At 71.7% G+C, this 13902-nt stretch carries 10 protein-coding genes; all 10 read right to left on the bottom strand.

Translation table 11 applies throughout. The annotated features are described in order from the left end of the window. Positions 1-85: 85 nt before the first annotated feature. On the bottom strand, positions 86-1090 hold the full coding sequence (locus ASF75_RS08010; protein ID WP_056070365.1) for an ABC transporter permease: 1005 nt from the start codon (positions 1088-1090) through the stop codon (positions 86-88). Continuing rightward, the gene (locus ASF75_RS08005) at positions 1087-2022 is read right to left on the bottom strand and encodes an ABC transporter permease (RefSeq protein ID WP_017888404.1); all 936 of its coding nucleotides are present in this window, start codon (positions 2020-2022) and stop codon (positions 1087-1089) included. The genes ASF75_RS08010 and ASF75_RS08005 overlap by 4 nt, the downstream gene beginning before the upstream one ends. Continuing rightward, positions 2019-3821, bottom strand: a complete 1803-nt coding sequence (locus ASF75_RS08000) for a dipeptide ABC transporter ATP-binding protein (protein WP_056070360.1) — start codon at positions 3819-3821, stop codon at positions 2019-2021. The genes ASF75_RS08005 and ASF75_RS08000 overlap by 4 nt, the downstream gene beginning before the upstream one ends. Next, positions 3818-5485, bottom strand: a complete 1668-nt coding sequence (locus tag ASF75_RS07995; RefSeq protein ID WP_056071033.1) for an ABC transporter substrate-binding protein — start codon at positions 5483-5485, stop codon at positions 3818-3820. Before ASF75_RS07995 ends, ASF75_RS08000 begins: the two co-directional genes overlap by 4 nt. Before the next feature lie 203 nt (positions 5486-5688). Continuing rightward, a complete protein-coding gene (locus ASF75_RS17980) occupies positions 5689-6642 on the bottom strand; it encodes a hypothetical protein (protein WP_056070357.1) in 954 nt (317 codons plus the stop codon). A gap of 511 nt (positions 6643-7153) precedes the next feature. Beyond that, complete coding sequence (locus tag ASF75_RS07985) at positions 7154-8428, bottom strand: D-arabinono-1,4-lactone oxidase (protein ID WP_056070354.1); 1275 nt, start codon at positions 8426-8428, stop codon at positions 7154-7156. A gap of 17 nt (positions 8429-8445) precedes the next feature. Next, a complete protein-coding gene (araA, locus tag ASF75_RS07980) occupies positions 8446-9981 on the bottom strand; it encodes an L-arabinose isomerase (RefSeq protein ID WP_056070352.1) in 1536 nt (511 codons plus the stop codon). Further along, positions 9978-10688 carry an L-ribulose-5-phosphate 4-epimerase gene (locus ASF75_RS07975; RefSeq protein ID WP_017888397.1) on the bottom strand — a complete coding sequence of 237 codons (711 nt, stop codon included), beginning with the start codon at positions 10686-10688 and terminating at the stop codon, positions 9978-9980. The genes araA and ASF75_RS07975 overlap by 4 nt, the downstream gene beginning before the upstream one ends. Then, positions 10685-12388, bottom strand: a complete 1704-nt coding sequence (locus tag ASF75_RS07970; protein WP_056070348.1) for a xylulokinase — start codon at positions 12386-12388, stop codon at positions 10685-10687. The genes ASF75_RS07975 and ASF75_RS07970 overlap by 4 nt, the downstream gene beginning before the upstream one ends. 486 nt (positions 12389-12874) lie before the next feature. Continuing rightward, positions 12875-13873: a LacI family DNA-binding transcriptional regulator gene (locus ASF75_RS07965; RefSeq protein WP_017888395.1), complete on the bottom strand. Its 999-nt coding sequence runs from the start codon at positions 13871-13873 to the stop codon at positions 12875-12877. Between the last annotated feature and the right edge of the window lie 29 nt (positions 13874-13902).

Genomic DNA, 13902 nt, shown 5'->3' with positions numbered 1-13902 from the left:
CGCCCCGCACCGTGCGACGGGCCCGCGTCGGACCGGACCTCGCACGGACCAGCGCGCCCCGCACGGTGCGCGGGCCGACCGCGCCCTACGCCTGGCGCCGCACCCGCGGGTCGACGAACGCGTAGACGATGTCGACGATCACGTTCGCGGTCACGATCAGCAGCGCCGAGAACAGCGTGAAGCCGACGACCACCTGCAGGTCGAGCGTGTGCACCGCGTCGATCAGCAGCGCGCCGAGACCCTGCATCGAGAACACCTTCTCGGTGATGACTGCACCGCCGAGCAGCGACCCGAGGTCGAGCCCGAACAGCGTCACCACGGGCAGGATCGCCGTCCGGAGTCCGTGCCGCACGACGACCTGTCGCTCGCGCAGTCCCTTGGCCCGAGCGGTCCGGACGAAGTCCTGCGACATCGACTCGAGCATCTCGCCGCGGGTCAACCGGGCGTAGATCGCAGCGCTGATGAAGGCCAGCACGCACCACGGCAGGATCAGGTGGGTGAACCAGCCGACCGGGTCGTCACCGAAGGCCACGTAGCCGCTCGTCGGCAGGATCCCGAGCACGAACCCGAACAGCAGGATGCCGAGCAGTCCGACCAGGTACGCCGGCGACGAGACACCCGCGACCGCGACCGTCATCACGGCCCGGTCGACGAAGGTGCCGCGACGCAGCGCCGAGACGGTGCCCCCGAACACCCCGGCCACGAGCCACAGCACAGCGGCTCCGACGGCGATCGAGGCGGTGACGGGCAGGCGCGCGAGGATGAGCTCGGTGACGCTCTCGTGCAGCTGGAACGAGTACCCGAAGCACGGCGCCGCGCACTCGATGACGCTGTTGCCGCTGCCGAAGGTCCGGCCGGTGAAGATGCCGGCCAGGTAGGCGCCGAACTGTGCGAGCCAGGGCTTGTCGGTGCCCAGGAACGCCTGCACCTCGCGCAGTCGGTCCGGGGTGCAGGGCTTGTCGCAGATCGCCCGCGCCGGGTTGGTCGGCAGCAGCATGAAGAGCGCGTACGTGATGGCCGCGACGACGAGCAGCACGACCGCCGCACCGAGCAGGCGGATCGCGAGGAAGCGCAGGGTCGCGGCGTTCACGCGGTGCCCCCTCGCGGGTCGAGGGCGTCGCGCAGGGCGTCGCCGAGCACGTTGAAGGCGAGGGTGATGAGGAACAGTGCGGCTCCGGGGAACACGAGGTACATGGGGTCGGTCTGCACCCAGCCGATGGCGTCACCGATGCTGCGACCCCACGACGGCGTCGGCGGGTTGACCCCGACGGCGAGGAACGAGAGCGCGGCCTCGGCACCGATCATCGACGGGATCGAGATCGTCGCGTAGACGGTGATGGTCGCGGCGAGGTTCGGCAGCAGCTGCGTGCGGATGACGTGCCACCGGCCGGCGCCCATCGCGGTGGAGGCCACGACGTAGTTCCGGCTGACGAGCGACAGCGTCTGTCCTCGCACGACACGGGCCACGGCCGGCCAGCCGAAGAACCCGATGACGAGCACGACGAGCACGGGCTTCGGGAACGACGACGGCACGATCGCGGTGAGGGCGATCATGAACACGAGCGACGGGAACCCGAAGATCACGTCGACGACCCGCGAGAGCACCCGGTCGTACCAGCCGCCGAAGAACCCGGTCGTGACGCCGACGAGCACGCCGATGACGATCGACACCAGGGTGGCGGCGAGTCCGATGCCGAGCGAGGTCCGCGCGCCGTACGTGACGATCGAGAACAGGTCGCGCCCGGTCAGGGGCTCGACGCCGAACCAGTGCTCGCCGCTGATGCCGCCGCCCGGACCACGCGGAGCGCCGAACGAGTTGAGCGCGTCGATGTCGTACGAGTACGGGTCCTGCCCGGACGCCTTCGCGATGAGCGGGGCCGCCACGGCGACCACCAGGAACACCGCGATGACGACGGCCGAGGCCACCGCCCAGCGGTCCTGCCGCACCCGCCGTACGACGGCCCGGAAGCCGGTCGTACGGCCGGACGGTGCGACCGGTCGGTCCACCACGTTGGCCGTCACGAGGCCACTCCTTCCCACGCGCGCCACGCCTCGCGGCGGGCGGCCTGTCGCACGGGATCGGCGACGGGCGCTGCGGCGAGGAGCATGCGCGTGTAGTCCTGTTGCGGGTCGTCGAGCACCGCGTCGGTGCTCCCCCGTTCGACGATCCGGCCGTCGCGCAGCACGATCACCTGGTCGGCGAGCTGGCGGACGACGGCGAGGTCGTGGCTGATGAGCAGCATGCCGAAACCGAACTCCTGCTGCAGGCCGGCGAGCAGGTCGAGCACGGCGGCCTGCACCGTCACGTCGAGTGCCGAGGTCGGTTCGTCGGCGATGACGAGTGCCGGCCGCAGCGCGAGCGCACGCGCGACGGCGACTCGCTGCCGCTGGCCGCCGGACAGCTGGTGCGGGAACCGCTCGGCCCACGTCGGGTCGAGCTGCACGGCGATCAGCAGTTCGCGGACACGCTCGGCGCGTTCGGCTGCGGAGTCGGTGCCGTGCACGAGCAGCGGTTCCGCGATGCTCCAGCCGATGGTCTGCCGCGGGTTGAGCGACGACGCCGGGTCCTGGAACACGATGCCGACCCGGCTGCGCAGTTCGCGCAGCCGGCGTCCGCGAGCAGTGCGCAGGTCGCTGCCGTCCACCTCGACCGAGCCGGCGACGACGGGCACCAGGCCCGCGAGCGCGCGCCCGATCGTCGACTTGCCGGAACCGGATTCGCCCACCAGGCCGACGGTCTCACCGGCGTGCAGGTCGAGGTCGATACCGGACACGGTGGGTCCGCCTCGGCGCGAGTACCGCACGGCGACGTCGCGCAGGCGCGCCACGAGCGGACTGGGCCCACGCCGCCGGTTCCGGTCCGACGCGCCAGCGGCGGGCCGGCCGTGCCGGTGGGGAGAGGCGCGACTCGCGTCGTCGACGTCGGCCGGGGCCGAGGCGGTGCTCGCGTCTGCGGACAGATTGCGGCTTGCCGGAGCCGCGTCCGGTCCGGCAGGCCGAGTCTCGGTCGACGCGAGCGGCTCGGCGGAGCTTCCACGCGCCTCCAGGCTGGGGACGGCCGCGAGGAGCTCGCGCGTGTAGTCGGCGGTCGGGTGTGCGAAGACCTCGGCGACGGTCCCGTGCTCGACCGGGTCGCCGCGACGCAGCACCAGCAGGTCGTCCGCGACGTCCGCCACCACGCCCATGTCGTGGGTGATGAGCAACACGGCGAGGGAACGCTCGCGGCCGAGCCGCCGCAGCAGGTCGAGGATGCCGGCCTGCACGGTGACGTCGAGCGCGGTCGTGGGCTCGTCGGCGAAGAGTGCGACCGGATCGCCGGCCAGGGCCATCGCGATCATCGCGCGCTGGAGCTGGCCGCCGGACAGTTCGTGCGGGTAGGCCTTCCGGATGCGCCCGGGGTCGGCGAGCCCGGCGTCGCGGAGCAACTCGTCGACGCGGGCCGTGACACCGGCGCGGTCGAGTCCCGACGGGTGTACCCGGACGGCCTCGGCGATCTGGGTGCCGATCGACAGGACCGGTGTGAACGAGTTCATCGGCTCCTGGAACACCACGCCGATGCCCGCCCCACGGACGGCGCGCACGGTCTCGGCGGGGGCACCGATGAGCTCCTCGCCGCGGAACCGGGCGCTGCCGGACACCGAGGCCTGCGGCGGCAGGAGCCCGAGCACGCTCATGGCGCTGACGGACTTGCCCGAGCCGGACTCCCCCACCAGGGCGAGGACCCGGCCGGGCGTCAGGTCGAAGGAGACGTCACGGACGACGGGCTCCGCGTCGCCGAACGCGACGCGGAGCCCCTCGACCTGCAGGATCGGATCGGTCACTGCTTGAGCGAGACCTTGAGGTAGTTCGGGTACGCGGGGAAGTCCGCGATCTGGAAGTTCTGCACGTTCGACCCGGCGAGGAACGACTGCTTCGCGTAGATCAGCGGCACGACCGGGGCGTCGGCCATGATCTTCTGGTCGGCCTGGGCCCAGAGCTTCTGCGCGGCGTCCTGGTCGACCGTCGAGCTCGCCTTCGCGATGAGGGCGTCGACCTCGGGGTTGCGGTACTTCGAGACGTTGTAGCCGCCGCCACCGATCTGCGACGAGGCGTAGAGCGGCTGGAGGTTGGCGTTCGCGCTCGGGAAGTCCGGCTGCCAGCTCGACAGCGACAGGTCGAAGTCGGTGCCGTTGGTGGTCGCCTGCGTGAAGGAGTCGTAGTCGAGCGGCTTGAGCGTCACCGTGATGCCGGCACGCTTCAGGCCGGACTGCAGCGCCTGCGCCTGGGCGAGGTACGTCGGGTCGTTCTGCGTGACGAGGGTCAGCTTCAGGCCCGAGACACCGGCCTCCTTGAGCAGCTGCTTCGCCTTGTCGACGTCGCCGGTGGCCTTCGTCTTGTACAGGTCGTAGTCCTGGCGCCCCGCGATGCCCGGGGTGATCAGGGTCGAGGCGTACGACCCGGCGATCGCGCCGCCTGCGGCGATCCGGAACGACTTGCGGTCGACGGCGTACTGCAGGGCCTGTCGGACCTTGAGGTCCTTGAGCGCACCGCGCTGCGTGTTGATCGCCATGTAGCTGATCGGGCCGGCCTTCGAGGTGGCGAGGCGGTCCTGGGCGGCCGGGTTGCTGCGCACCTGGTTCAGCTCCGCGGCACCGAGGTAGATCGCCCCGAAGGAGTTCTTGGCGTCGCCGTTGTCCGCGATCAGGGTCTGCGTGGCCGTGGACTGGTCCTGGCTCTCCTTGAACACGATCTTCGACGGGCCGGCCGTGCGGACCTCGTCGGTCTTCGCACTCCAGTTCTTGTTGCGGACCAGCGTGACCTGCGAGCCCTGCGTGTTCGACTGCACCTGGTACGGGCCGGACGCGACCGGCTTCAGGTCGTAGGCGCCGGTGTCCTTGCCGTCGCCCTCGGGCACCGGGGTGAACGCCGGCATCGACGCGAGCCACGGCCAGTCGCCGTACGCGGCGTTGAGCTTGAAGACGATGGTCTTGTCGTTCGGGGTCTCGATGCTGTCGAGCGACTTGCCTTCGAACGGGCCCTTGTAGGAGTCACCACCGACCAGGAGCGACTTGTGGTAGCTCAGGCCACCGCTCAGCGTCGGTGCGAACGAGCGCTCGATGCCCCACTTGATGTCCTTCGTGGTGATCGGCGTGCCGTCCTGGAACTCGACGCCGTCCTTCAGCGTGTAGGTCCAGGTCTTGCCGTCGTCGCTCGAGACGCCGGTGTTGGTCGCCAGGTCGGGCACGACCTTCGCCGTCTTGCCCGGCTCGACGTCCCAGGTGGTGAGTCGACGCGCGACGAGCCCCATCGACGTGATGCCGAGGCTCTGGCTGGTCGCCGGGTCGAGGTGGAACGAGGTCTGCGGCGTCAGGATGTTGAGCGTGCCGCCCTTGGCCGTGCCGTCGGCACCGTCGTCGGACGAGCCCCCACCCGAGCAGCCGGTCAGGACCAGGGCTGCTGCTGCGGCGACGGCCGCGGTGATCGTCAGGCGGTTGGGGCGTCTCATGACGGGGCTGCTCCTCGGGGAAGGGGGCGCGATCGCGGTGGCGGTCGCTGCGACGGCGGAACGGTCCACCCGCCGGGCGGCATCCATCCTGACACCGCGACGGTGGCCCGTCCGAATCTCGCGTGCGTCGGACGACGCACGACGAAACATTGCAAGCGCCGGACGCCGTCCCGCTATTCCCGATGCGTTCGCACCGTCGTGTGTCAGCGGTCGAAGAGCCCACCGAGGAAGTCGTTGCCGAGGTTCGACGCCTGCTCGCCGAGACCGGACGCCTGCTCACCGAAGCCCGCGGCCTGCTCACCGAAGCCACCGAGGAGCTGCTCACCCTGACCGGCGAGTCCATCGACGCCACCGCTGAGGTCACCGAGTCCGAGGTCACCCATGCCCGAGGCGATGCCCTCGAAGTCCACGCCGAGGTCGGCAGCCCCTGCCAGCACCGGACCGGCGGCGGCGCTCAGCACCGCTCCCCCGGCCACCGCGGCGGCGAGGCCACCGAACGCCATCGCGCCAGCGCCGACCGCTGCACCGCCGGCGAAGGCCCCGGCGCGGCCGCGACCGTTGCCGTTGGCGTTGCCCGAGCGGCCGGAACCCCCGAGGACCCGTCGGACCAGACCCGGACGCGACATCTCCCCGCGGGTCATCGCACGGGCCATGCCGCCCGCCGAGTCGTCGCGCAGGTGCTCGTGGGGCGGGAGCTCGGAGTTCAGGCGGTCGCGGACCTGCTGGCGCTGCCCGGGGGTGAGCCGCGCGAAGGCGTCGTGGTGGACCTGTTCGAGCTGCTCCGGCGACGAGGTGCGGAGCAGGTAATCGTACTTCGCCAGGGCGACCTTGTCGGCGTCGGCCCCGTGCTGCGGCGTGCCTGCGGGCTGCTGCTGCTGCTGCTGCTGGCCGTACTGCTGTGGCTGGCCGTACTGCTGTGGCTGGCCATACTGCTGTGGCTGGCCGTACTGCTGCGGCTGGCCGTACTCCTGCGGCGGCTGCTGCTGGCCCCGGTCGTCGCCGGTCAGCTTGTCCGCGGCGCTCCGCACGATGCCACGCCAGTCGGTTCCGCCCTGCTGCGATCCGGCGCCGGGCGCGGTTCCCCCCTGCCCACGCTTCTGGAGCTGCTTGTCGATGACCTTCGAGGCCATGCCGATGATGCGGTTGAGGTTCGCCATGCCCCGACCTTTGCGTCCTCACATGTGGACGACCGGTACCGGAGCGGGGGTTCGCCGGGGCATCCGATGGGGATCCCCTGTGAGAGTCGATCTGCATATCAGCGGACACATGCACGTAGGCTGGCTCCGGTCGCGTCACCGCCGGAGCGCGACCTGGGCGAAAGCGTGAGGCCCGGGACTGCGACAACAGTTCCGGGCCTCGATTCGCCTTCCGAGTGGAAAGCCAAGGGATGCATCAACCATCCCGATTCCAACGCTCGGAACCGATGGTAGCCGAGCCCGCTCGGCGACGCATCCCTCGGCCGAAGCTCCTCGTGTCAGCCGGCGACGACACCAGGAGGTCAGCGATGTCGAACGACGCCGATGATCGGTCCAGGCGTCGGGTGCCCTGGCTGGGGATCGCGAGCTTGCTCGTGACCGTGGTCAGGCTCCTGATCGACCTGTCCCGCAAGGACTGAGGACCCGGGTGTCCCGCACCACAGCCGGTGGTGCGGGACACCTGTCAATCGCGTCAGGACAGGATGCGCGCGAGGAACGCGTTGCGGAACCGCCCCGTGGGGTCGAGGTCACGGGCGAGTGCGGCGAAGTCGGACAGCCGCGGGTACGCCTCGTGCAGCCGCTCGGCGCCGGCAGCGGAGACCTTGCCCCAGTGCGGCCGCGGGTCGAAGGGCTCGAGGACGTCCTCGATCCGGGTGACCGCCGCGGCCACGGCGGCGGCGTCCCGGCGGAACGTGAAGTGCAGACCGACCGACTGTCGGCCGGATGACGGCGCGAGCCAGGCGGTGTCGGCCGCGATGGTGCGGACCTCGGCGGCGATGAGGATCGGCGCGAACAGCGACGCCAGCGGTCGGAGCGCCTCGAGTGCCGCCACGGCCGAGGCCGCGGGGATCAGGTACTCGGCCTGGATCTCGGCCCCGGTCGAGGGGGTGAACGAGGACCGGAAGTGCGGCAGCCGCTCGGCCCACGGCCCTGGCACGCCGCCCTGCTCGGTGACCCCGGCAGGGTCGTTCTCACCCGGGTGCACCGGACCCGAGGCCGCACGTGCTCCGAGGGCCACGAGGTCGACCGTCGGTGCGGCCTCGTCGACGCGGTGCTTGACCCAGACCTGCCGGGCGCCCCGGTCGTCGAACGACGTGAACATCGACACCGAGTACGCGTCGGACATCACCGGGTCGAACTGCGCGGCCACGGCCTCCCACGGCAGGTCGAGGTGCACCGTCGTGGCGACCTGGAACGTCGGCTCGATCGCGAGCTCCACCGCGGTGACGACGCCGAGCGCGCCGATCCCCACGCGGTGGGCGTCGAGCAGCCCGTCCGGCGACGCAGCGTCGACGTGGTCGAGCGCGCCGGAGGCGCGCACCACGTCGAGGCCGACCACCGCCTGCGCGAGCGACGGGTTCCGCACACCGGAGCCGTGCGTCCCCGTGGCGACGGCACCGGCCGTGGAGATGTGCGGCAGGGACGCGAGGTTCCCGAGGGCCCAGCCACGGGCCTCCAGGCCGGCCGCGACCTGGCTGTGCGTCATGCCCGCGGCCACACGGACCACCCGCCGGGCCGTGTCGATGTCGAGCACGGGCGGCAGGTCCGACAGCGAGACCTGGACGGCATCCGTGTCGGCGATGGTGTTGAACGAGTGTCGCGAGCCGAGCGCCGTCAGGCGCGGCGTCGAGGCGACGAGCTGCTGGAGCTCGTCCACCGACGTCGGGCGGGCCAGCGCCGAGGCGCGGTAGGTGACGTTGCCCGCCCAGTTCGTGCGCGTGCGCTCGGCCGCGATCACGTCGTCCATCGTGGGTCCTGACTCCCCTAGAAGCCGCGGTCGAGACGGTGCCACGTCTGCTGGAGACGCAGCTCGTCGCGGAACCCGCGTGCGGTGGTGTGCTCGTCGATCACCAGGAACTCCGTGCCGACCATCGTCGCGAAGTCCTCGACGACCTGCAGGCCGACCGCCGTCGTCATGACGGTGTGGTGCGCGGCGCCGGCGGTGAGCCAGGCCTCGGCAGCGACGGGGAACGACGGCCGGGGCTCCCAGACCGCACGGCCGACGGGAAGCTTCGGCAGGGCCTCGGTCGGGGGCACGACGTCGACGACGTTCGCGGTGAGGCGGAACCCGTCGCGGGTGTCGGAGAGCGCGACGACGACGGCTTCGCCGGAGTCGGCGGTGAAGACCAGGCGGACCGGGTCGTCCTTGCCGCCGATGCCGAGCGGGTGGATCTCGAGCGTCGGCTTCGTGGTGGTGAGCGTCGGCGAGACCTCGAGCATGTGCGCCCCGAGGATCTTCTCGGCGCCCGGGGTGAGGTCGTAGGTGTAGTCCTCCATCAGGCTCGCACCACCGGGCAGGCCGGCGCCGGCGACGTTCATCGCGCGGACCAGGACCGAGGTCTTCCAGTCGCCCTCGGCGCCGAAGCCGTAGCCGTCGGCCATCAGGCGCTGCACGGCCAGGCCCGGCAGCTGCTTGAGCGAGCCGAGGTCCTCGAAGTTCGTGGTGAAGGCGGCGCTTCCGTTCTGCGCGAGCAGCGTGCGGAGGCCGATCTCGATGGCGGCGCCGTCGCGGAGCGCGGCGTGACGCTCGCCACCGTCGCTGCGGAGTGACGGGTCCACGTCGTAGTCGCGCTCGTACGTCGCCACGAGCGCGTCGACCGCTGCCGTGTCCGCTGCTGCGGCGTCCACCGCTGCTGCGAGCTCGTTGACCGCCCACGTGTTGACCTGCACGCCGAGCTCGATCTCGGCCTCGGTCTTGTCGCCCTCGGTGACGGCGACGTAGCGCATGTTGTCGCCGAAGCGGGTGAGCTTCAGCTCGCGGACGGCCGCGGCACCTGCGGCGGCACGGGTCCAGTTCGCGACGCGATGCTGGACGCGCGGGTCCGAGACGTGGCCGACGGCCGTGGCGTGCCGGACGCCCAGGCGGGCCAGGGCGTAGCCGAACTCACGGTCGCCGTGCGCGGCCTGGTTGAGGTTCATGAAGTCGAAGTCGATGTCCGCCCAGGGCAGCGTGACGTTCGCCTGCGTGTGCAGGTGCAGCAGCGGCTTGGTCAGGGCCTGCAGGCCGCCGATCCACATCTTGGCCGGGCTGAACGTGTGCATCCACGTGGTGACACCGATGACCTTGTCGTCGGCGCTCGCCTCGATGAGCGCCCGGCGGATGCCGTCGGCGTCCTTGAGGACGGGCTTCCAGACGAGCTGCACCGGCAGGTGCCCGGCGAGCTCCGCGTGGACGGCCTTGCTCTGCTCCTCGACCTGGCGCAGGGTCTCCTCGCCGTAGAGCCCCTGGGAGCCGGTGAGGAACCAGACCTCGTAGCTGTCGAGCGTGGCCTGGGGGTCGACGGTGGTGTCCTGCGTCATCGCATGGCTCCTTCGGGGTTCTGTCCGTAGACGTTCTGGTAGCGATCGAAGAGTCGATCGATGTCTGCTTCGGGGATCGGGACGACCTCGCCTCCCTGCTTCGCGATGTGGACGGTCCGTGCCACGTCCTCGCACATCACGGCGGCCTTGACGGCGTCCTTCGCGTCCTTGCCGATCGTGAAGACGCCGTGGTTCTGCATCAGGACCGCACGACTGCGGTGACCGCTCAGGGTGTCGACGATGCCGTGGCCGATCGAGTCGTCGCCGATGATCGCGAAGGGGCCGACCGGGATCGGTCCGCCGAACTCGTCCGCCATCGCCGTGATCACGCACGGGATCGCCTCGGCGCGGGCGGCCCAGGCGGTCGCGTACGTCGAGTGGGTGTGCACGACACCGCCGACCTCGGGCATGTTCCGGTACACGTAGGCGTGCGCGGCGGTGTCGCTCGAGGGGCCGTGCGCGTTGCCCCAGCCCTCGGCCGGCACGCCGTCGAGCGTGCAGACGACCTGGTTCTCCGGCGTCAGGTCGTCGCTCGACACCCCGCTCGGCTTGATGACGAACAGGTCCGTTCCGGGCACGCGCTCGGAGACGTTGCCGCCTGTCCAGATCACGAGGCCGTAGCGGACGAGTTCGCCGTGCAGGCGCGCGACGCGCTCCCGCGTCGTCGCCACCGCCTGGCGTGTGGTCTCGTCGATCGCGTCCGTCATCGGGTCACTTCCTCTGTCTGGAGGCGCGGGTCGGCGCCGTCGGTCTCGTCGGTCGGTCCTGTGGTCGCGCTGGGGCGGGTCGCCGCCGCGGCGACGTCCTGCACGGGCAGTGCCGCCCGGTAGCGCTCCAGGTACGTCTGGAACCCGGCGACGTCCGCCGGCTCGGGTTCGGCCACGTGCACGGCGTCCCCGCCGAACACGGTGTCCGACAGGTAGTCGGCGAGCTGCTGGTCGGTGTGCTCGAGGTAGGCGGCCAGCACCGCGATCCCCCACGCGCCGCCCTCGCCCGCGGTCTCCTCGAGCGCGATCGGCACGCGCAACGCCGCCGCGAGCAGCCGCTGCGGGCTGCCGGGCGTCCGGAAGAGCCCGCCGTGCGCCGTCATCCGGTCCACCTGCACCTGTTCGCCGTGCAGGACGTCCATGCCGATGGCCAGGGTCGCGAAGGCGCCGTGCACCTCGGAGCGCACCAGGTTGCCGAGCGTGAAGCGTGCGCCGGGGGTGCGGAGCAGCAGGGGCCGGCCGTCCTCGACGTGGGTGACCGGTTCGCCGGCCAGGTAGTTGAAGGAGAGCAGACCGCCGGCGTCCGGGTCGGTGTCGTCGGCGACGGCCTCGGCGAGCAGCGTGGCGTAGACGTCGTCGATGCCGATCGGCGTCGCGCCGGTCCGCTCGCTCGAGGCCTCGGCGAAGCGCCCGAACACCCGGGCCCAGCTCGCGATCTCGCTCGCGCCGTTGTTGCAGTGCACCATCGCCACGGCGTCCCCGGCCGGGGTGGTGACGACGTCGAGTTCCTCGTGCGCGGTGGTCAGCGGCTGCTCGAGCACGACCATCGCGAAGATGCTCGTGCCGACACTGACGTTGCCGGTGCGCGGGGCGACCGCGTTCGTCGCGACCATGCCGGTGCCGGCGTCCCCCTCGGGCGGGCAGAGCGGCGCACCGGGTTCGAGCGTGCCGGTCGGGTCGAGCCAGGCTGCACCCTCGGGGGTCAACTCGCCCGCTTCGGCGCCGGCCACCAGGACCTCGGGCAGCAGGGACCGCAGGTCCGGCAGGCCGATCAGGTCCTGCGCGGTGGCGAGCATGGCGGGGTCGAAGTCCTTGGCACCGGGGTCACCGGGGCCGCTGTCGACGGGGCCGCCCTCGATGGGGAACATGCCGCTGGCGTCACCGACACCCAGCGCGTTCCGACCGGTCAGACGACGGTGGACGTAGCCGGCCAGGGTCGTCACACCGGCGATCTCGGCCACGTGCGGCTCGTCGTCGAGGACCGCCTGGTACAGGTGCGCGATCGACCAGCGCAGCGGGATGTTGAACCCGAGGGCCTCGCTGAGTCGTTCGGCTGCGGGACCCGTGGAGGTGTTGCGCCAGGTGCGGAACGGCACGAGCAGCTCGCCCGCGGCGTCGAACGCCAGGTAGCCGTGCATCATCGCGCTCACGCCCACCGCGCGGAAGGTCGTCGGGGTCACGCCGTACTGCGACTCGACGTCGGCCACCAGGGCGGCGTACGCGGCACGGAGTCCGATCTCGACGGCATCGAGTGAGTAGGTCCAGCGCCCGTCGACGTACTCGTTCTCCCACTCGTGGGAGCCGGCTGCGATGGGGACGAGGTCCTCGTCCACCAGGCAGGCCTTGATGCGGGTGGAGCCGAGCTCGATCCCGAGCGTGGTGCGGCCGTCCACGATCCGCTGTCGGCGGTCGTCGCCCATGCGTTCCTCCAGAACCTCGTCGTCCTCAGTGAGCGCTCACATCCTGGCACGTGAGCGCTCACACACGCAACGCGGCGGCGCGCCGCCCGTCCTGCCCGTCCCACTCGTCCGCCCGCTTCCCCCGCCGGTCGAAACTCCCCGCTCAGTTCCGCCGACCGGTCACGAACCGTCGTCCGGCGCACCTGCAGCCGACCGTTCCTGACCACTCGACGTCCCACGCACGACGGGTCGTGACCGCGCGACGCACGAGGGCGACGACGACATGCCACCCCTCGCCGCCCCACACCCGCGCGAGTCCTGACCCCTCGCTGCCCCACACCCGGGAGCGCCGACCCGCCGGACCCGCGACACCCCGAACGGCGGCGCCAGGGACGGTCACGACGCCCCGTTGCCTCCCCGCCGCGCGGTCACGAACGGTCGGCTGGCGGCGCGCAGAGCGACGGTTCGTGACCACTCGACCACGGCGGACGGGGTGTCGTGACCGACCTAGGCCCCGACGGTGCTCTCGCGGATGACGAGCGACGGCGTCACGGCCGCCGACGCCGCGGTCCCGCCGTCGATCAGGGCGAGGAGCGCCTGCCCCGCGACGCGCCCGAGCTCCTCGAGCCGCAGGTCGACCGTGGTCAGCGGCGGCCTCGAGGCGAGCGCCATCACGTCCCAGTCGTCGAAGCCCGTGACCGCGACGTCTCCCGGCACCGAACGCCCGAGCTCCCGCAGCCGGTCGCACACGCCCCGGGCGATCTGGTCGCTGCCACAGACGATCGCGTCGACGTCGGGCGACTGCCGGGCCAGCACGTCCACGGCCTGCCGCCCCCAGCGCTCCGACCACTCGCCGTACAGCGGCTCGGTGACCAGGTGCGACCCGAGCACCGACGTGGCACCGGCGACGCGACGCGCTGCCGACCGGTGCCGCGCCGGCCCCGTCACGATCGCGACCCGCTGCCTCCCGAGCGAGTGCACGTGCGAGGCGACGAGTGCCGAACCGGCGGCGTCGTCGAGCGTGACCGACACGTCGCTGTCGTCGGTCGAGGGCGAGAAGGCGTAGACGACGGGGATGGACGCGTCGATCGGGGGCCGGGCGTCGGCGGAGCGGCCGGTCACGATGATGCCGTCGACACCGCGGGCCGCCAGGGAGCGCAGGTAGTGGGCCTCGCGCACGTGGTCGTCGCGGGTGTCGCAGAGCAGCACGGCCATCCGCCCGGCGGACAGGGCGTCCTCGGCACCGAGCAGCACCGGGATCGAGAACCGGCCGAACGAGTCGGTGGTGATCATGCCGACGGTGTAGGTCCGCCCCGAGGACAGCGCGCGGGCACGGGCGTCGCCGACGAACCCGAGCTTCTCGGCTGCTTCCTTCACCCGCAGCCGGGTGGCGTCCCGCAGCTGTCCGGTGCCGTTCAGCGCCTTCGACGCGGTGCCGATCGACACTCCGGCGAGCGCCGCCACGTCGGTGATCCGGATCGGCTGTCCGGTGCGTTCGAGCGTCACGGCAACCACCTTTCCGATGACCAGGACGT

The sequence above is a fragment of the Curtobacterium sp. Leaf154 genome (assembly GCF_001424595.1).
Classification (GTDB): domain Bacteria; phylum Actinomycetota; class Actinomycetes; order Actinomycetales; family Microbacteriaceae; genus Curtobacterium; species Curtobacterium poinsettiae.
This window is presented reverse-complemented; position numbering and strand designations above follow the sequence as displayed.

What these genes read in the sequence shown, in the direction of transcription:
- ASF75_RS07995 (WP_056071033.1), bottom strand. Translation starts at nt 5,485, where the DNA reads ATGAGACGCCCCAACCGCCTGACGATCACCGCGGCCGTCGCCGCAGCA.
- ASF75_RS17980 (WP_056070357.1), bottom strand. Translation starts at nt 6,642, where the DNA reads ATGGCGAACCTCAACCGCATCATCGGCATGGCCTCGAAGGTCATCGAC.
- ASF75_RS07985 (WP_056070354.1), bottom strand. Translation starts at nt 8,428, where the DNA reads ATGGACGACGTGATCGCGGCCGAGCGCACGCGCACGAACTGGGCGGGC.
- araA (WP_056070352.1), bottom strand. Translation starts at nt 9,981, where the DNA reads ATGACGCAGGACACCACCGTCGACCCCCAGGCCACGCTCGACAGCTAC.
- ASF75_RS07975 (WP_017888397.1), bottom strand. Translation starts at nt 10,688, where the DNA reads ATGACGGACGCGATCGACGAGACCACACGCCAGGCGGTGGCGACGACG.
- ASF75_RS07970 (WP_056070348.1), bottom strand. Translation starts at nt 12,388, where the DNA reads ATGGGCGACGACCGCCGACAGCGGATCGTGGACGGCCGCACCACGCTC.